This window comes from Maricaulis sp. (assembly GCF_048269565.1).
GTDB lineage: Bacteria > Pseudomonadota > Alphaproteobacteria > Caulobacterales > Maricaulaceae > Maricaulis.
On sequence record NZ_JBLXIK010000002.1, the window covers coordinates 109150 to 128673 of the forward strand.

The window sequence follows — 19524 nt, forward strand, 5'->3', positions numbered from 1 at the left end:
CTGCCAGGGCCGGATCCCTATCGCGCGTCGACACCTTGCCGCGCCGAAAGATCGCTCCGCTCGATAGCCTCGCCGGCCAGGATCACGGTCGCGATCCGGTCATAGGCTGTGACATTGGCCAGCGGATTGCCGCGCAGGATCAAAAGGTCGGCCCGTTTGCCCGGCTCGATGGATCCGATCTCCTCGGACAGGCCGAACGCGGCGGCATTGTCGATGGTCATGGCACGGAAGAGAACGGGCAGAGGGATACCGGCATCGACCCAGTTGTGCATTTCCCAATAACCGGCCAGACCCGGAGGCGAGGCCCAGCCGAAACCGCCAACGGCCGTATCGCCGCCGAACAGGAAGTGCGCACCCTCGGCCTGCATGGCCTGGAGCAAGTCCTGATACCGTCCCAGGAAAGCGGATTGGGCCGCGCCCATGTCGGCCGCATCATTGCCCCGCGCAATCATGTCGCCGAACATGGCGACAAATTGCCCGCGCTGGGCCTGCGCCTCGCCACGCAGATAGTCGAGATAAGCCGGCGGCACGGCGTCAAGCCAGCCCGCATCCTCCAGCACGCGCGGATCAAACAGGCTGGCGGTGTTGCGGATCGTCTGGATGGTGGGCTGGACAGTGATCGGCGAGCGCGCGACCTCACGGGCAATCGCGGCCGTCCGGGTGGAAGGCCATGGGTCGGTGAAGGACTGGCCGGTCCATTCCCACATCCCGTGAGCCAGAATATCGATCCCGGACTGAAGCGCGAACTCATGCCCGGCCGGGGTAGTCGCGTGTAGCAGGACCGGCAGGTTGGCGGCATGGGCGGCCTCGACCACGTCGCGAGCGATCGCGACCGACGGCAGACGGAAGTCCGGTGCCCCGCCAGGCCACCACAGGGCCTCTTCATAGTAGAGCTTGATGCACTGGCCACCCTGATCCATTACCGACGCCACAGCGGCCTCGGGCGTGTGCGCCGCCGGGTCTGCCCCGGCGGGAACGAGACCGCCGGCATGGCTGTCGATCAGATAGCCCGGATAGGTTTCTCCGACGGGAGCGCCTTCAAGCTCGAGGGCCATGAACCCGTCCGACAGCACGACGCCCTGGCCGCAATGCACCAGATGGGGATGACGGGGCGCAGCCTCGAAGCGCGCATTTGTCGCCGCATCGGCATTGAGTTCGATCACGGTCGTGAAACCATGGAACAGGAAGCTGCGCGGTTGCTGCTCCATATAACCGCGGTAGAGCGCGGCATAGTCGTCGGTATAGCGGGCGCGCAAACCGGTCGCATGGTAGAGGTGAACATGGCTGTCGATCAGGCCGGGTATGAGATAGCCGTTCGCGGCATCAATGACCCGCGCGCCGGCGGGATCAACATCGCCGCTCCCCACCGCCACAATCCGGTCGCCGCTGAGCCTGACCCATGCATCCTGCAACGGGGCCTCGCGCTCCGGGCTGATCAGGGTTGCATGCGTGATGATGAGCTCGCCGTCCGGTGCCGGCTGACCGGGAGCGGGCGGCACCAGGCCGAGGCCGAGCAGCAGGGCGGTCGCAAGCGCGTTGACTTGAATTGAGCGGGTCATTGGCGGGCCTCCTTTGGCGAGCCCCCAGACAACACGCCTTCCCGGCCGGATGCGCCCTCAAGCGCGATCAAGGACGGGCCGATCACGATCTTGGACAAGCGGGCAAGACACCGTATCAAGTCGGGATGACGTCGATCCTGCTCATATCGGCCGCCCTGTCGGCAATCATTGCGCTCTACCTGGCCAGCCTGCGCGCGCCGCGGCGACTGGCGCATCGTTTCCTCGCCCTGGTCTTCGCGTTGTTCGCGATTCAACACGTGCTCACCAGTCTTTCACTGACAGGGTTGATTCCGGCGCTGGCCTGGTGGCGTCCGGTGCTGGCCATGGCGCTGCCAGCGGCGATTTTCCTGCATCTGCGAATCGCCGCGCGGCCCGGCGAAAGCGTGGGCTGGCCAGACCTCATTCACATCGCCGGACCGGTCGCGCTGGCCCTCACGCGCCTCGGCTACCCGGACGGCCCCCATCTCGATGGCGCCATCATCGCCGCGCTGGTTTTCTATGGCGGCCTTGCCGCCATCACCATCAAGGCACCGACACCTGCCGTGCGGCGCTGGAAATTCGTGGTCTGCGGCTGGTTGTTCGCGATGGCGCTCACCGATTTCCTGGTGATGCTCGAACTGGTGGGCAAGACCGACCTGGCTCACTCACTGGCGCTCGCGATTACCATGGCCGGCTTCCTTGTCTTCCTGGTCTACTTCCTGCTTTCCAGCCTGCATCAAGGCGGCCCGTCGAGCTGGATCATGACACGGATCCGCCGCGGCAATACTGACGCCGAGACTATCCGGGCGCGGCTGGACACTCACATGGCCGAGGCCCGCCCCTGGCTCGACCCGGAGCTGACCGTCGCGCGGCTGGCCCGTCAGCTGGCCTTGCCTCAACGTACCGTGTCGGAAGCCGTCAATGACCTGCACGGCACCAGCGTCAGCCGCTGGATCAATGGCTGGCGCATCGCCGAAGCCCGGCGTCTGATCCAGGCTTCGCCCGAGCGGCCTCTCGTTGAACTTATGCTCGATTGCGGCTTTCAGACCCGGTCCAATTTCAACAAGGCGTTCAAGGACGTCACCGGCGAGACCCCGAGCGAGTGGCGCAAGCGGGCTGGCGCCAGCGCGCAGTCCTGATCAATGAAAAGGGCCGCTCCATGCGGAACGGCCCTGATCATGTGTCAATCGGTGGGAGCAATCAGTGCGCGGCGACCGTCTTCATCGCTTCGAGCTTGCTCACGAGCGCTTCGGCGCTTTCGCGGGCCTCGTCGGTCTTGGCGACGCTGACATCCTCACGGGCATTGACCAGGTCGCGCTCAACCGCGACGACATCGATCTCGGAAACCGGGATCGCTTCTTCGGCCAGAATGGTCAGACCCGCAGGCGTCACCTCGGCGAAACCGCCATGGATGAAGGTCCGCTCGTTGACGCCGTCCCGGGTGATGATGATCGCACCGGAGCGGATCACCGACATGAAGGGCGCATGCTTCGGCAGCACGCCGAAATCGCCATCTTCGCCGGGGACCACAACCATATCGACTTCACCCGCAAACAGGCGGCGCTCAGGCGATACGAGGTCAAAATGCAGCTTGTCAGCCATCAGGTATTCCTCCGGCTAATGCCGGAGACCGCTTATGCGGCCTCCGCAGCCATTTTCTCGGCTTTTTTCACCGCGTCTTCGATCGTGCCGACCATGTAGAAGGCCTGCTCGGGAAGGTGATCATATTCGCCGTCACAGATCGCCTTGAAGCCCTTGACCGTGTCGGCCACAGGCACCTGGATGCCCGGGAAACCGGTGAAGATTTCAGCCACATCGAACGGCTGCGACAGGAAGCGCTCGATCTTGCGGGCGCGGGTCACCAGCATCTTGTCCTCTTCGGACAGCTCGTCCATGCCGAGGATGGCGATGATGTCCTGCAGGGCCTTGTAACGCTGCAGCGTTTCCTGGACCCGGCGGGCGGTGTTGTAGTGATCATCACCGACGATGCGGGGCTCGAGAATACGCGAGGTCGAATCGAGCGGATCCACAGCGGGATAGATGCCCTTTTCCGAGATCGCACGGTTGAGAACCGTGGTCGCATCGAGGTGGGCGAAGGTGGTGGCTGGCGCCGGGTCGGTCAGGTCATCGGCGGGCACGTAAACGGCCTGCACCGAGGTGATCGAACCCTTGTTGGTCGAGGTGATGCGTTCCTGCAGGGCGCCCATATCCGTCGACAGGGTCGGCTGATAGCCCACCGCGGACGGGATGCGGCCGAGCAGGGCGGACACTTCGGAACCGGCCTGGGTGAAGCGGAAGATATTGTCGACGAAGAAGAGAACGTCCTTGCCCTCTTCATCGCGGAAATATTCTGCCTGGGCGAGACCGGACAGGGCGACGCGGGCGCGCGCTCCCGGCGGCTCGTTCATCTGGCCGAACACCAGCGAGCAACGCGAACCTTCGGTCGAGCCTTCATGCTCTTTCGGGTCCTTGTTGACGCCCGATTCGATCATTTCCCAGTAAAGGTCATTACCTTCGCGGGTCCGCTCGCCAACACCGGCGAAAACCGAGTAACCACCGAACATCTTGGCGATGTTGTTGATCAGCTCCTGGATCAGAACCGTCTTGCCAACGCCGGCGCCGCCGAACAGGCCGATCTTGCCGCCCTTGGCGTAGGGGCAGAGCAGGTCGACGACCTTGATGCCGGTCGGCAGGATTTCAGCTTCCGTCGCCTGTTCGGCAAAGGATGGAGCCGGACGGTGAATCGGGGCCGTCATCGTGTGCGGAATATCGCCCGCCTCATCGATCGGCGCGCCGGTCACGTTCATGATGCGGCCGAGCGTGCCCGGACCGACCGGAACCATGATCGGTGCGCCGGTGTCGACAACTTCGACGCCGCGCTGCAGGCCTTCGGTCGCATCCATCGCGATGGTGCGAACCGTGTTCTCGCCAAGGTGCTGCGAAACCTCGAGGGTCAGCGGCTTGCCGTCATTGGTCGACATGAGGGCGTTGAGGATGCTGGGCAGTCCACCATCGAACTCGACGTCAACGACGGCGCCGGTGATCTGGACAATACGGCCTTTAAGAGTGCTCATAATTGGTCTTCCCCTCGTCTAGAGAGCTTCGGCGCCGGAGATGATTTCGGTCAACTCCGTCGTGATTTGCGCCTGACGGGTGCGGTTATAAAGAAGGTTCAGCTTGTCGATCAGTTCGCCGGCATTGCGGGTGGCATTGTCCATGGCAGCCATGCGGGCCCCCATTTCGCCAGCCGAGTTTTCCAGCAGGGTCGACAGAATTACGGTCGTGACATAACGCGGCAGCAGGACGTTGAGGATGGTCTCCTCGTCCGGCTCGGCCTCGTAGATGGCGCCGCCGGTATCGGGCCGCTCGACGCCCTCATCGATGGCATCCAGCGCCGGGATCAGCACCTTGGCGTAAGGCTTCTGCGAGATCACCGACACGAATTCCGAGGCAATGATTTCGCAGACGTCGAACTCGCCGGCCTCGAACATATGCGTGATCTTGTCAGCAATGCCCCCGGCGACGGCGCCATTGAGGGTTTTCTCGCCCTTGAGATCGACCGTCTCGACGATCAGCCCGGCAAACTGGCGCTTCAACTGATCGAAGCCCTTCTTGCCGATGCAGACGATCTTGACGCTCTTGCCGGCGCGCTGCAGCTCATTGATCCGCGTGCGCGCCAGACGGGCGATATTGGTGTTGAAACCGCCGCACAGGCCACGATCGGCCGTCATGACGAGCAGCAGATGCGTCTCGTCACGGCCGGTGCCGACCAGGAGCGGCGAAGCGCCCGGGTTACCGGCCATGGAATTGGACAGATTCGCCATCACGGCAGCCATGCGCCCGGCATAGGGGCGCGCGGCTTCCGCGGCCTCTTGTGCCCGGCGCAGCTTGGCCGCTGACACCATCTGCATCGCCTTGGTGATCTTCTGCGTGGATTTCACGCTGGCGATACGATTTCGAAGGTCCTTAAGGCTCGCCATTCGGCACTCCTAGTGGTCGTTTCGGTTCAGGTTCACGCGAAATGTTCGGTGAACTTGTCGAGAACGCCCTTCAGTTTGGCCTCAGATTGGTCGCTCACCTTTTTCTCATCACGGATCGCCGTCATGAGGGCGGCATGCTCGGCGTGGAGATGGCGAAGCAGGTCCGCCTCAAAACGCTTGATGTCGCCAAGTGCAATCCCGTCGAGATAGCCACGCGTACCGGCATAGATCACCGCGACCTGTTCTTCCATCGACAGCGGCGAGAATTGCGGCTGTTTCAGAAGTTCGGTCAGACGCTGACCACGGCTCAGCAGTTTTTGCGTTGCGGCGTCGAGATCGGAACCGAACTGGGCAAAGGCCGCCATTTCGCGGTACTGGGCCAGTTCGCCCTTCATCTTGCCGGCAACCTGCTTCATCGCCTTGGTCTGGGCGGCAGAACCAACGCGCGACACCGACAGGCCGACGTTCACGGCCGGGCGGATGCCCTGGTAGAACAGGTCGGTTTCCAGGAAGATCTGGCCGTCGGTGATCGAGATCACATTGGTCGGGATGTAGGCGGACACGTCATTGGCCTGGGTTTCAATGATCGGCAGAGCCGTCATCGAGCCGGAACCATTCGCTTCGTTCAGCTTGGCCGAACGCTCGAGCAGACGAGAGTGGAGATAGAAGACATCGCCCGGATAGGCTTCGCGGCCCGGCGGGCGGCGCAGCAGCAGGGACATCTGGCGATAGGCAACAGCCTGCTTGGACAGATCATCATAGACGATCAGCGCATGCATGCCGTTATCGCGGAAATATTCGCCCATGGCCGAGGCGGTAAACGGTGCCAGGAACTGCATCGGTGCCGGATCGGACGCCGTTGCAGCCACGACGATGGTGTAATCCATCGCGCCGTTTTCCTCGAGCGTCTTGACGATCTGGGCGACCGTCGAACGCTTCTGACCAACCGCGACGTAGATGCAGTAGAGCTTGGCGCTCTCATCATTGCCCTGGTTGATCGCTTTCTGGTTCAGAATGGTGTCGAGCGCGATGGCGGTCTTGCCGGTCTGGCGGTCACCAATGATCAGCTCGCGCTGGCCACGGCCGACCGGGATCATGGCGTCGATCGCCTTGATGCCCGTTGCCATCGGTTCGTGAACCGATTTGCGGGGGATGATGCCCGGCGCCTTGACGTCAACGCGGCGGCGTTCGGCGACATCGGCCAGAGGGCCCTTGCCGTCGATCGGCTCACCGAGACCGTCCATGACGCGACCCAGCAGGCCCTTGCCGACAGCGGTATCGACGATCGAGCCGAGACGCTTGACGGTGTCGCCTTCCTTGATGCCCCGGTCTTCACCGAAGATCACGCAACCGACATTGTCGCGTTCCAGATTGAGGGCCATGCCCTTAATCCCGCCCGGGAACTCGACGAGTTCACCGGCCGCGACCTCATCGAGGCCGTAAACGCGCGCAATACCGTCACCGACGGAAAGCACACGACCGACATCCGAAACCTTAGCTTCGGTGCCGTAATTCTTGATCTGATCCTTCAGGATCGCAGAAATCTCTGCAGCCCGGATGTCCATGGCCTACGCCTCTTTCATCGCATTCTTCATCCCGTCCAGCTTGGTGCGGAGAGATGAGTCGAACATACGGGAACCGATCTTCACGATCAGTCCGCCCATTAATTCAGGACGCACTTGCGTGCGCACTTCGATTTCGCGCCCAAAGGCACTTTTCAGAGAAGCCGCAAGGGCCTCGGTCTGTTTCTTGGTCAGCGCCGCGGCCGATGCCACGTCAGCCCGGACAATGCCGCGATCGGCATCAAGCAGGGCTGCGAAGATCGTCGCGATATCGCCGAGTTCGGCGGCGCGGCGGTTTTCCGCGACGACGCCGAAAGCATTCCGGGTCAGCGCGTTGAAACCGGCCTTGTCGGCCAGGGCATTCAACACGCCGGTTTTCTGCTCGGCCGAATAGAGCGGCGAGGTCAGAAAGTCGGACAATTCATCCGATGTTTCGAGCGCTGCGCGCAGGGCTGACAGGTCCGCAGCAACCGCATCAAGGCTGCCCGCGGTCTTGGCCAGCTCGAATACCGCTGTCGCATAGCGACCTGCAGCATTGGCTGTGATGGCGTCTTCGCCGGTGCTCACCGTGACGTCACTCTCTGGCTGGGGAAGTGTCTGTGATTCACCGGAAGGTGCAAACACTTGAAAATCAACGATTTGTACGAATGAACGAGTCAGCTTGCGCGACCCGTCCCCGGGGTTCGGCGCTGCGATAGCACAGGGCGATCAGCGCAGCAAGCCGGAGCAGGTATCGATTCAGCAGGCGGACGACTGTCGCGGCGCCGCCCGCCGGGGGCAAATCGCCGCAACACGGGGGCCCGACGCCAGGAAATGCGCGCTGTTTCATCAAGGCCAGGCGACGCCCTGGCCTGCCGGCACAGGGCTTTCGGCCCGCACGGGCGCCCGACCTCCGCCAGCAGGCCGCGAGCCAAATGACGGCGCCGGGCCGGGCCGGGTTTATTTTGACGATCTCACCCCCGCATCAGTGCGCCGTATCGCCCTCCCCGGTGCTGGGCATCCCCGCACGGTTCTTCTGGGCGAAGATGTTGAGCACTTCGACGAAGAGCGAGAAGGCGATGGCGAAATAGAGATAGGCGCGCGGAATATGGAAGCCGACACCGTCCGCGATCAGGGACATGCCGATCAGCAGCAGGAAGGCCAGGGCGAGCATTTTGGTAGTCGGGTGCGATTCGATGAAGCGGGAGACGGTGCCGGCAGCAAACAACATTACACCCATGGCGATCACCACGGCCGTGATCATGATGATGATCTGGTCGGTCATGCCAACGGCGGTGATCACGGAGTCGAGCGAGAAGACCACGTCGATCACCATGATCTGCATCACGATCATGGCGAAGCCGGCAGAGGCGGTGTCCTTTTTGACCTCGGTCACACCTTCAACCGTGTGGTGGATTTCAAGTGTCCCCTTCGCCAGCAGGAACAGGCCCCCGCCCAGCAGGATCAGATCGCGCACCGACACATCATGTTCCAACACGGTGAAGAGCGGCGTTTCCAGATGCGCCATCCACACCAGGCTGATCAGCATCAGCACCCGCAGGACCAGGGCCATGGAAAGGCCGATGAAGCGGGCGCGGGGCCGCTTCTCTTCGGGCAATTGCGCCGCCATCACGGCGACGAAAATGACGTTGTCGACGCCGAGAACGATCTCGAGAAAGGTCAGTGTCGCCAGCGACATCCAGATTTCGGGCGAAGTCAGTAGTTCGAGCATGGGGAGCATTCCTGTCGGGGATCACATGAAACTATAGGGATCGACATCAATCGTCACGCGGATCGAGGGCGGGATTTTCACCCGCTCCTTCCAGGCCCGCAGATAGGCTGACAGATCGATGGTCTTGTCGGCGCGCACCAGAATGCGCCGCCGGTGCCAGCCGCGCACGAGCGCGCGTGGCGGCTCGGCCGGCCCCCAGATCTCGACACCATCGGTCAGCGGTGCGGCTGCGGCATAACGCCCGGCGGCGGCCTCGACTGCCTGGACGTCGCGCGCCTGAAAACTGATCGCCGCCATACGGCCGAAGGGCGGCAGGCCGAGCGCCTCGCGGGCCATGATCTCGGTTTCGAGGAAGGCGTCGCGATCGCCGGCGATCAGCGCCTGGATCGCCTCGTGCTCGGGCTGGTGGGTCTGCAGCAGGGCGCGGCCAGGCCGTTCGGCACGGCCGGCACGGCCGGCGACCTGGACCAGGGTCTGGAAGGTGCGCTCGCCGGCGCGCGGATCGCCGCCGGCCAGGCCGAGATCGGCATCAATCACCCCGACCAGGGTCAGGTTGGGAAAGTTGTGCCCCTTGGCGGCGATCTGGGTGCCAACGAGGATATCGATCTCGCCGCGCTCCATCCGGTCGACCAGATCGGGGCCCGAGCTGCTGTCAGAGGAATAGATATCGATCCGCGCATCGGGGAAGAGATGTTTCGCCTCCTCGGCGACGCGCTCCACGCCCGGCCCGACACTGGTGAGACTGTCCTCGGCCTGGCATTCGGGACAGAATTTCGGCCGCGGCATCGAGAACCCGGTGACATGGCAAACCAGCCGCCCGGTATAGCGATGCTCGACGAGATAGGACTGGGTGTCCGGTGAGGTCATGCGATGGCCGCAGGCGCGGCACAATACCAGGGGCGCATAGCCGCGCCGGTTGAGATAGAGCAGCACCTGTTCGCCGGCCTGAAGCGTTTCGACCATCGCCGCGATCAGCGGCGGCGAGATCCAGCGCCCGGCCTCCGGCGGCGTTTCACGCAGATCGATGGTGTCGACCTGTGGCAGCACCGCCGCTCCGGGCCGCGCCGGCAGGCGCACATGCACATAGCGCCCGGCCTGGGCATTGGTCAGGCTTTCCAGCGAAGGCGTCGCCGAGGCGAGCACGATCATCGCGCCCTCGATCTTGGCCCGCAGCACCGCCAGGTCACGCCCCTGATAGGGCAGGCCCTCATCCTGCTTGTAGGTCGGGTCATGCTCCTCATCGACGATGATGAGTTTGAGACGGGTGAAGGGCAGGAACAGGGCCGACCGCGCGCCGACCACGATCCGCGCCCGTCCCTCGGCGACTTCGCGCCAGCAGCGGCGCCGCTCCTTCGGTCCCGCCGCCGAATGCCAGATCGCCGGCGCACAGCCAAAGCGCGCCTCAAACCGCGACAGCACGGCCGCTGTCAGCGCGATTTCGGGCAGCATGATCAGGATCTGGGCCGCGGGATCGCGGCGCAGGGTTTCGGCGATCGCCTCGAAATAGACCTCGGTCTTGCCCGAGCCGGTCACCCCGTCGAGCAGGGCCGCCTGGAAACCGCCGGCCCGGACCAGCCGCCGCAACACGCCGCCGGCCTCGGCCTGCAACATCGTCAGCGACAGGCCTTCGGCCTCGGGATCGGGACTGCCATAGGGCGGATCGACCTGGCGGCTGATGGCCATCAGGGCTCCTGCGGTCGCCAGCCCCTTGACGACACCGGCGCCAACGCCGGCCTCGCGCGCGATATCCGCCGCCGAAGCCTCCCCAAGCGCCAGGGCCGCATCGAGCACGGCGGCGCGGGCGGCTGTCATGCGCGGCGGCTCCTCGCCGCTGACGCGATAAAGCGTTTCGGTCGGCGAAGGTTTCAGCGCCTCGGCGCTGCGCAGCACCGAGCGCAGGATCACCCCGGGCGGCTGCACCAGATAGCGCGCCAGCCAGTCAACGAATTGCCGCGTTCCCGCCGGCAAGGGCGCTCCGCCCATCGGCGCCTCGACAGATTTCAACGCCCGCTCGCCCGGCCCCGGCTTGAGGGCCCAGACCACGCCATGCACCATCCGCTTGCCCAGCGGGGCCAGCACATGATCGCCCAGCCCCAGCTCCAGCCCTTCCGGCACGAGATAGTCGAAGGCCTCCGGCAAGGGCAGCGGAAACAGGATCGAGGCGCGAGATGACGATTCGGAGGACACGGGCGCAAGTGTGCCCGTTTGCGATCGGGAGTTCAAAGCGGAATAGCGTTGGGGACTCCAGACTCCTCCGCTGCATTTTCCTCCCCCGGTTTCCTTTTCGGAAACCGAATGGGGCAAGTCTGGTGCCTGATCGCAATGGAGCCGAATCATCATGACGGAAAACGCCGAGGGCATGCCTGCCGACCCGCTGGATACCGACCGGGTCCGCGATTTCCTGCTCTCCAATCCGGATTTCGTGCGTGAGGATGCCGAACTGTTCGCCCTGCTGGCCCAGCGCGATGCCGGTGACGGCGTGATCGATCTTGGCGCGGCAGCGCGCGGCAAGCTGCTGGCCGAGCTGCGCCAGCTCAAATCGCTCAATGCCAGTATTGTCGAGACCGCGCGCGCCAATCTGGCGACCCAGTCGCAAATCCACATGGCGGTTCTGGCCCTGCTGGAAACCGATTCGCTCGCCGCCCTCGATCGCAAGATATCCAGCCGGCTGACCGGTGCGCTGGGCGTCGATGTCTGCCGCGTCCTGATCGAAGGGCACGCGCCGCTGCCGGCAGGCGAATCGATTCTCGGCGCCGCTGAAGGCTTTGTCGGCGAAGTGCTGGGCAACAAGGTCGAGCGGCTCGGGCCGGTCAATCCGGTGATCGCGCACGCGCTCTATGGCCAACAGGGCGCGCGGGTGAAGTCCGAGGCGATCGTCAGGCTCGATTTCAATGGCCATGACGGCCTGATGGCGCTGGCCGCGCGCGATCCGGCGATGTTCGAGGCCGGCCAGGGCACGGAATTGCTCAATTTCCTCGCCCGCAGTGTCGAACGGATGGTCACACGATGGCTGCACGCGAGCTGAACCTCCCCCTCGCCAATGCGCGCCTGGCCTTCGGCCAGCACCTGGCGGGCGAGCGCCGGCTGAGCCCGAAAACCGTCGAGGCCTATGGCCGCGATCTCGACCAGTTCGCCGCCTTTCTCGGCGCACACCTCGGCCATACCATCAGCCTGGATGACCTGGCCGGGCTGAAGGCCACGGATTTTCGCGCCTTCATGGCGTCACGCCGCCGCGACGGGCTGTCGGCCCGGTCGCTGGCCCGTTCGCTCTCGGCGATTCGGACCTTTTATAGTTATGCGGAGCGGCGCTGGGGCGTCGAGAATGCCGCCCTGACCCTGATCGAGGCCCCGAAGCAGGGCCGCTCCAAACCCAAACCGGTCAGCGAGAGCGGCGCCCGGGCGCTGATCGATGAGGCCGGCCGGTCAAGGGGAAGCGACTGGATCGAGGCGCGTGATGTCGCGGTCTTGTCGCTGCTCTACGGCTGCGGCCTGCGCATCTCCGAGGCGCTCGCCCTGACGGGCCGGGACCGGGATTTGCCCGAGAGCATCCAGATCACGGGCAAGGGCGGCAAGACGCGCCTGGTGCCGATCCTGCCCGTGGTGCGCGAAGCGGTGGCGCATTATGCGGCGCTCTGCCCGTTCGAGCTGCCCGCCGGGCAGGCACTCTTCCGCGGCGTCCGGGGCGGCGCGCTGGGCGCACGCGCGGTCCAGAAGCGGATGGAGGATTTGCGGGCAGGCCTCGGCCTTGGCCCGACCGCGACGCCGCACGCCCTGCGGCATTCCTTCGCGACGCACTTGCTCGCCCATGGCGGTGATTTACGGGCGATCCAGGAATTGCTCGGCCATGCCAGCCTGTCGACAACACAGATCTATGCCGATGTCGAAACCTCGCGCCTGATGGCGATCTATGACGGCGCACATCCGCGGGCGCGGTCGCGCTGAGGCCGGGCCTCAGGCCGCGAGCTGGGCCCGGTCGTGCGACCAGAACGTCACCTCAAACCCCTCTTCAGGGTCCATAATGGTCGCCCCCTGTGTGAAGCCGGCTTTTTCAAGCACGCGATGCGAGGGATTGCGGTCGCTGCGGGTGCGGGCGATGACGCGCTTGACCTCGTCATGGGCATAGGCCCAGCCCATCAAGGCATTGACCGCCTCGGTCGCGAGGCCGCGTTCACGATAGGAGACCAGCATGGAATAGCCGATTTCCACCTCACCCTCTTCGGTCGGAGCCCCCTGAAAGCCACCAATCCCGAGCAAGCGATTCATGATCGGCGATATATAGACCCAGGAGTACCAGCCGACATGCTCGGGGTGTTCCACGAGCCGGTCCCGATTCCATTCGATCTGCGGTGTATCCATCAGTTCCGGCGGCCAGGACGGCTCGGGCTCGACACCCAGCGCGGCGAAAAAGGCCTTGCGGTCCGTCAGTTGCAGTTCCGCCAGCTCCCGGTCGAGAGCAACCAGGCGCAGGCGTTGTGAGACGATTTCGGTTCTGTCAGACATTGAACTGCATTCCATCTACTCGAGCCGCACACCATTCCACGCGGACGGACAGGTCGGCACCGTGGCGCGATCAGGGCAGTCATGCGGCACTGTTCAAGGCTTGTCGTCACAAGTTTTTGCGAAATGGCCCTTGCCGCGACCTGCCCGATACTGTCAATCGAGCGCTCCGGTGACAAGCCTGACCCGGAACGGAAATATACCCGATTCCCCGCCGCCTGTCAGGCCTGCATGCTCCAGCCCTCGACCCCCATCGCCGCCTGGCGCACGGCTTCGGTCAGGGTCGGGTGCGGATGACAGGTGCGGGCGACATCCTCGGACGAGGCGCGGAACTCCATCGCCAGACAGATTTCCGCAATCATCTCGCCGACATTGGCGCCGATCATGTGAGCGCCGAGAATCTCGTCGGTCTCGGCATCAGCGAGGATTTTGACGAAGCCATCGGTGGCGTGATTGGCGCGGGCCCGGGAATTGGCCTGGAAGGGGAATTTGCCCTTCTTGTATTTGCGGCCTTCCTGCTTGAGCTCATCCTCGGTTTTGCCGACCGAGGCCAGCTCGGGATAGGTGTAGACGACGCCGGGAATGACGCCGTAATTCACATGCCCGGCCTTGCCGGCAATGCGTTCGGCGCAAGCCACGCCTTCATCCTCGGCCTTGTGGGCGAGCATCGGGCCGGTGGTGCAATCACCAACCACCCAGACATTCTCCGCCGAAGTGCGGAAATGGTCATTGGCGATGATGCCGCGGGCATCGGGCTCGATGCCGACATTTTCCAGACCCAGACCGGCGGTAAAGGGCCGGCGGCCGATGCAGACCAGCACGGTATCGGCCTCAATCGTCTCGGCCTCGCCGCCCTTGGCCGGTTCCAGCGTCACTTTCAGCGTGTCAGGATCGGAACTGTCGACACCGGTCACCTTGGTGCCGAGGCGGAATTCCATGCCTTGTTTGGCAAAAATGCGCTGGGCCGCCTTGGCCAGCTCATTGTCCATGCCCGGCAGGATGCGGTCGAGATATTCGACCACCACAACCTCGGCGCCGAGGCGGCGCCAGACCGAACCGAGTTCGAGCCCGATCACGCCGGCACCGATCAGGACCAGGCGGCCGGGAACCTTTTTCAGGTCCAGCGCACCGGTCGAGGAAACAATGCGCGCCTCGTCGATCGTCACGCCCGGCAGCGGGGTAACTTCGGAACCGGTGGCGATGACGATGTGTTTGGTGTCGAGCACCGAAGTGCCGCTATCGGTTTCGACCTGAACCTTGCCTTGGCCGAGAATCTTGCCCTTGCCGCGGATATATTCGGCGCCGTTTTTCTTGAACAGGAATTCGATACCCTTGGTGAGGCCGTCGACGGTGTCGTCCTTGTGGGCCAGCATGGCCGGCAGGTTGAGTTCGACCTCTCCAGTGACAATGCCCATCGCCGCAAATTCGGTCGTCGCGCTCTCGAACAGTTCGGAGGCGTGCAGCATTGCCTTGGAGGGAATGCAGCCGACATTGAGACACGTCCCGCCCAGCTTGCCGCGCATTTCGATGCAGGCAACTTTCAGGCCGAGCTGGCCGGCCCGGATGGCGCAGTTATAGCCGCCAGGGCCGCCGCCGATAATGACGAGATCATAGGGCTTTGACATTTTGGGCCTCTCCGATGGCAGGCAGGATATGTGATGCGCGGGGCAGGCCCGCAGGCTTGATCAGAGGTCGAACAGCAGGCGCTGCGGATCCTCGAGGTTTTCCTTCACACGCACCAGCCAGGTCACGGCTTCCTTGCCGTCGACGATGCGGTGGTCATAGGACAGCGCCAGATACATCATCGGCCGGATCACGACCGCACCGTTGACCGCCATCGGGCGCTCCTGGATCTTGTGCATGCCGAGAATGCCCGATTGCGGCGCATTCAGGATCGGCATCGACATCAGCGAGCCATAGACCCCGCCATTGGAGATGGTGAAGCTGGCGCCCTGCATTTCGTCGATCGTCAGCTTGCCGTCGCGGGCGCGCTTGCCGAGGCGGATGATCTCTTTTTCGATCTCGGCGAGCGACATCTGGTCGGCATTGCGCACCACCGGCACGACGAGGCCGCGATCGGTGCCGACGGCGACGCCGATATCGTAGAAATTCTTGAAGATGATGTCGGTGCCGTCGATCTCGGCATTGACGGAAGGGATATCCTTCAGCGCCGCGACACAGGCCTTCACGAAGAAACTCATGAAGCCCAGCTTGACGCCGTGCTTGCCGACAAAGGCTTCCTGGTGGGCTTTGCGGGCATCCATGATGGCGCCCATATCGGCCTCGTTATAGGTCGTCAGGATGGCAGCCGCGTTCTGGGCATCCTTGAGGCGTTTGGCGATGGTCTGGCGCAGGCGCGTCATGCGGACACGCTCCTCGCGCGGCCCGGTTTCGCGCGGCGCAGCCGGAGCGGCCGGAGCGGCAGGTGCAGAGGCGGCAGCGGGTGCTGCGGCGGCAGGTGCCGGCGCGGCGGCGGCCTGGAGCGCATCGCCCTTGGTGATGCGGCCATCCCGGCCGGTGCCGGCGATGGCGCCGGCGTCGAGCTTGTTCTCTTCGATAATGCGCGCGGCCGATGGCATGGCGACGGCATCGCCGCCCGTAGCCGGCGCGGCGGTGGCGGCAGCCGGTGCGGCCGCTGCGGCTGCGCCTTCGGTGATTCTCGCGACGGCATCGCCCGGAGCGACGCTATCGCCCTCAGCGACCAGCAATTCACTGATCACGCCTGCCACCGGTGACGGCACTTCGACGGCGACCTTGTCGGTCTCGATCTCGACCAGGGCCTGATCGACGGTGACGCTGTCGCCGACCTTGACCAGCCAGGCGCCGATCGTGCCCTCAGTGACCGATTCACCCATTTGCGGCACCGTCGCCTCGACCGTCTCGCCGCCAGAGCTGGCGGCCGGAGCGGCGGGGGCAGCAAGCGCGGCAGCCGGTGCCGGCGCTTCAGCGGCGGGGGCAGCCGCAGCGGTCTCGCCACCGGCATTCATCGTCGCCAGCCGGGCGCCGATCTCAACGGTCTCGCCTTCCTCGACGAGAATATCGCCGATCGTGCCATCGCTTTCGGCGCGCACTTCGATCGCGACCTTGTCGGTCTCGAGTTCAACGAGGACATCGTCTTTCTTGACCGCGTCGCCGGTCTTGACCGACCAGCTGCCGACGGTGGCTTCAGTGACGGATTCGCCCAGTTGTGGAACGGTGATATCGGTCATGATCATGTCTTTCCTGTTCGCGGCGAGGCCGGGCGTCAGCCCAGGGCCTCGTCAACCAGCGTTTCCTGTTGATGCTTGTGCTTGGCGGCAATACCGGTCGCCGTCGAGGCCGAAGGCGCCCGGCCGACATAGACCGGGCGAAGGGCGCTGCCCTCCAGCTTGGCCAGCACGAATTCGAGATTGGGCTCGACGAAGGTCCAATAGCCCATATTGCGCGGCTCTTCCTGGCACCAGACGATCTCGGCCTGCGGGAAGCGGGCGAGTTCGGCGAGAAGCGCCTTGAACGGGAAGGGATAGAGCTGCTCGACGCGCATCAGATAGACATCGTCGATCTCCTTGGCCTCGCGCGCCTCAAGCAGGTCGTAATAGACCTTGCCGGTACACAGCACGACGCGGCGGATTTCGGCGTCGGGCTTCAGCTCGGTCGAGGACTGGGAAATCTCGCCCTCGGGCCGTGAGGTCTTGTCGGCATCATCCCACAATACGCGGTGGAAGGAGGAGCCCGGCCCCATCGCCTCGAGCGTCGAGACGCAACGCTTGTGACGCAGCAGGCTCTTCGGCGTCATCATGATCAGGGGTTTACGGAAGCCGCGATGGATCTGGCGCCGCAGGATGTGGAAATAATTCGCCGGCGTCGAGCAATTGGCGACCTGCATATTGTCCTGGGCACACATCTGCAAAAAGCGCTCGGGGCGGGCCGAGGAATGCTCGGGACCCTGGCCCTCATAGCCATGCGGCAACAGCATCACCAGGCCGGACATGCGCAGCCATTTGCGCTCCGCCGAGGAGATGAACTGGTCGATGATGACCTGGGCGCCATTGGTGAAATCGCCGAACTGGGCTTCCCACATCACCAGCGTATTGGGGGCGGCGAGCGAGTAGCCGTACTCGAAACCGAGCACCGCCTCTTCCGACAGCATGGAATCGATGACTTCGTATTTCTTCTGATCGCCGCCGAGATGGTTCAGCGGCGTGTAGCGATCGCCGGTTTCCTGGTCGATGATGTGCGAATGGCGCTGGGAGAAGGTGCCGCGGCCGCAATCCTGCCCGGACAGGCGCACCGGGAAGCCTTCGGTCAGCAGCGTGCCGAAAGCGAGATGCTCGGCCGTTGACCAGTCCAGCCCCTCGCCGGACTCGATCGCGGCGCGGCGCGCACCGATCACCCGATCCAGCGTGCGGTGAATATTGACGCCTTCCGGCACGGTAGTCATCGCCATGCCGACGGCGCGCAGGCTCTCCATCGTCGCGCTGGTCTCGCCCTTGCGATCATCGCTGTCAGGCAGGCCGAGGCCGGACCAGCGGCCATCGAGCCAGTCGGCCTTCTCGCGCGAGAAGGTCTTGCCGGCGTCGAACTCGGCCTCGAGGAAGAGATCGAACTCGTTCTCCATCGCCTCGGCTTCAGCCGCGGTGAGCGAGCCCTCGGCGATCAGCCGGTCCTGGTATTTCTTGCGGACCGGCGGCATGTCCTTGATCACCCGATACATGATCGGCTGGGTGAATGTCGGATCATCGCCCTCATTGTGGCCGTAGCGGCGATAGCAGAACATGTCGATCACGACATCCTTGCCGAAGAGCTGCCGGTATTCCGTCGCGATGCGCGTGGCGTGCACCACGGCTTCGGGATCATCGCCATTGACGTGGAAAATCGGCGCCTGGACCATCAGCGCCACATCGGACGGATAGGGACTGGAGCGGCTGTCCTTGGGATCGGTGGTGAACCCGATCTGGTTATTGACGATGAAGTGGATCGCGCCGCCGGTGCGGTGTCCGCGCAGGCCGGACAGGCCAAGACATTCGGTCACGATGCCCTGGCCCGCAAAGGCGGCGTCGCCATGCAGCAGCAAGGGCAGGACTTTCGAGCGCGGTGTGCCCGCCAGCTCGCGGCAATTCTGTTCCTGCTTCGCACGCGCCTTGCCCAGCACGACCGGATCAACCGCCTCGAGGTGTGACGGATTGGCGGTCAGCGAGAGATGGACCTTGTTGCCATCAAATTCGCGGTCAGAAGACGCGCCGAGATGGTATTTGACATCGCCGGAACCGAACTCTTCCTCACCCTGCGTATTGCCGCCCTGGAATTCGTGGAAAATCTGGTGATAGGGCTTTCCCATCACCGCGCCGAGCACGTTGAGACGGCCGCGGTGAGGCATGCCGATAATGATGTCGTCGACACCCATGGCGCCACCGCGCTTGATGATCTGCTCCAGCGCCGGGACCATGGCTTCACCGCCATCGGCACCGAAACGCTTGGTGCCCGGATAGCGCTTGTGCAGGAATTGCTCGAAGCGCTCGGTCTCGATCAGCTTGCCGAGGATCGCCCGCTTGCCGTCATTGGTGAAACGGATTTCCTTGTCCGGACCCTCGAAGCGCTCCTGCAGCCAGGATTTTTCCTCGGGATTGGAGATATGCATGAATTCGATGCCGACCGGGCCGCAATAGGTCCGGCGCAGGATTTCCAGCATTTCCCGCGGCGTCGCCGTTTCCAGACCGAGATAGCCGTCGATGAAGACGCTCTCATCCATCACCGACTCGTCAAACCCATAGGTCAGCGGGTCGAGTTCAGGCTGGGCGCCCTGGTCTGACAGGCCAAGCGGGTCGAGATCGGCGGCCAGATGCCCGCGCATGCGATAGGCACGGATCATCATGATGGCGCGGATCGAGGCCTGGGTCGCCTTGCGGATCGCGGCGGGGTCAGCCTGCGGTGCGGTGCGCTCCACATGGGCCGCAACCTTCTCGACCATCGCCGCTTCGTCCGGACCGATATCGCCGAGCGCCGAGACCATCTCGCCATTGGCGGCGTGCGGCCAGCCGGCGCGTTTCCAGCTCGGTCCGGCGGCCGCGCGCCGGGAATCGGCGGCGGAATCGCCCATGGCGTTGAAGAATTGTCGCCAGCTGTCAGGAACACTCGCCGGATCAGCGGCATAGGCGGCGGCCATCTGCTCGAGATAGACGGCGTTGGCGCCCTGCAGGAAAGACGTGTCCAGGAAGGATTGATTGTCGGAAGAGCGGGTCTGGTCAGACATGGGGGGG

The 19524-nt window shown here is 64.2% G+C and carries 15 protein-coding genes; 3 read left to right on the top strand and 12 right to left on the bottom strand.

Annotated elements, in window-relative coordinates; all coding sequences use genetic code 11:
* Positions 1-17: 17 nt before the first annotated feature.
* Positions 18-1559 carry an amidohydrolase family protein gene (locus ACN0YL_RS03970; RefSeq protein WP_417497116.1) on the bottom strand — a complete coding sequence of 514 codons (1542 nt, stop codon included), beginning with the start codon at positions 1557-1559 and terminating at the stop codon, positions 18-20.
* Positions 1560-1684: 125 nt separating this feature from the next.
* On the opposite strand from ACN0YL_RS03970, the gene ACN0YL_RS03975 reads away from it, so the two are divergent.
* Complete coding sequence (locus ACN0YL_RS03975; protein ID WP_417492005.1) at positions 1685-2677, top strand: helix-turn-helix domain-containing protein; 993 nt, start codon at positions 1685-1687, stop codon at positions 2675-2677.
* A 61-nt stretch (positions 2678-2738) separates the two neighbouring features.
* Here ACN0YL_RS03975 and ACN0YL_RS03980 read toward each other — a convergent pair whose 3' ends face one another.
* The 7 genes from ACN0YL_RS03980 to ACN0YL_RS04010 form a co-directional block, all read right to left on the bottom strand.
* Positions 2739-3140 carry a F0F1 ATP synthase subunit epsilon gene (locus ACN0YL_RS03980; protein ID WP_417492006.1) on the bottom strand — a complete coding sequence of 134 codons (402 nt, stop codon included), beginning with the start codon at positions 3138-3140 and terminating at the stop codon, positions 2739-2741.
* 32 nt (positions 3141-3172) lie between these two features.
* A complete protein-coding gene (gene atpD, locus ACN0YL_RS03985; protein ID WP_417492007.1) occupies positions 3173-4612 on the bottom strand; it encodes a F0F1 ATP synthase subunit beta in 1440 nt (479 codons plus the stop codon).
* Positions 4613-4630: 18 nt separating this feature from the next.
* Entirely contained in the window at positions 4631-5518 is an 888-nt protein-coding gene (locus ACN0YL_RS03990) for a F0F1 ATP synthase subunit gamma (protein WP_417497117.1), read from the bottom strand.
* 32 nt (positions 5519-5550) lie between these two features.
* Entirely contained in the window at positions 5551-7083 is a 1533-nt protein-coding gene (gene atpA, locus ACN0YL_RS03995; RefSeq protein ID WP_417492008.1) for a F0F1 ATP synthase subunit alpha, read from the bottom strand.
* 3 nt (positions 7084-7086) lie between these two features.
* Complete coding sequence (locus tag ACN0YL_RS04000) at positions 7087-7647, bottom strand: F0F1 ATP synthase subunit delta (protein WP_417469548.1); 561 nt, start codon at positions 7645-7647, stop codon at positions 7087-7089.
* A 397-nt stretch (positions 7648-8044) separates the two neighbouring features.
* Positions 8045-8791, bottom strand: coding sequence for a TerC family protein (locus ACN0YL_RS04005; RefSeq protein ID WP_417497118.1), 747 nt, complete (start codon positions 8789-8791; stop codon positions 8045-8047).
* Positions 8792-8812: 21 nt separating this feature from the next.
* Positions 8813-10978, bottom strand: a complete 2166-nt coding sequence (locus ACN0YL_RS04010) for a primosomal protein N' (RefSeq protein ID WP_417497119.1) — start codon at positions 10976-10978, stop codon at positions 8813-8815.
* A 151-nt stretch (positions 10979-11129) separates the two neighbouring features.
* Here ACN0YL_RS04010 and ACN0YL_RS04015 point away from each other — a divergent pair, with 151 nt between their 5' ends.
* Positions 11130-11816: a DUF484 family protein gene (locus ACN0YL_RS04015; RefSeq protein WP_417497120.1), complete on the top strand. Its 687-nt coding sequence runs from the start codon at positions 11130-11132 to the stop codon at positions 11814-11816.
* Positions 11798-12733: a tyrosine recombinase XerC gene (locus tag ACN0YL_RS04020; protein ID WP_417497121.1), complete on the top strand. Its 936-nt coding sequence runs from the start codon at positions 11798-11800 to the stop codon at positions 12731-12733. Before ACN0YL_RS04015 ends, ACN0YL_RS04020 begins: the two co-directional genes overlap by 19 nt.
* Positions 12734-12742: 9 nt before the next feature.
* Here the strand turns inward: ACN0YL_RS04020 and ACN0YL_RS04025 are convergent, their stop codons facing one another.
* From ACN0YL_RS04025 to ACN0YL_RS04040, 4 genes are all read right to left on the bottom strand, one after another.
* A complete protein-coding gene (locus tag ACN0YL_RS04025) occupies positions 12743-13291 on the bottom strand; it encodes a GNAT family N-acetyltransferase (RefSeq protein WP_417497122.1) in 549 nt (182 codons plus the stop codon).
* 218 nt (positions 13292-13509) lie between these two features.
* Positions 13510-14913, bottom strand: coding sequence for a dihydrolipoyl dehydrogenase (gene lpdA, locus ACN0YL_RS04030; RefSeq protein WP_417497123.1), 1404 nt, complete (start codon positions 14911-14913; stop codon positions 13510-13512).
* A gap of 60 nt (positions 14914-14973) precedes the next feature.
* Positions 14974-16497, bottom strand: coding sequence for a 2-oxoglutarate dehydrogenase complex dihydrolipoyllysine-residue succinyltransferase (odhB, locus tag ACN0YL_RS04035; RefSeq protein WP_417497124.1), 1524 nt, complete (start codon positions 16495-16497; stop codon positions 14974-14976).
* A gap of 35 nt (positions 16498-16532) precedes the next feature.
* A complete protein-coding gene (locus ACN0YL_RS04040) occupies positions 16533-19517 on the bottom strand; it encodes a 2-oxoglutarate dehydrogenase E1 component (protein WP_417497125.1) in 2985 nt (994 codons plus the stop codon).
* Positions 19518-19524: the final 7 nt, after the last annotated feature.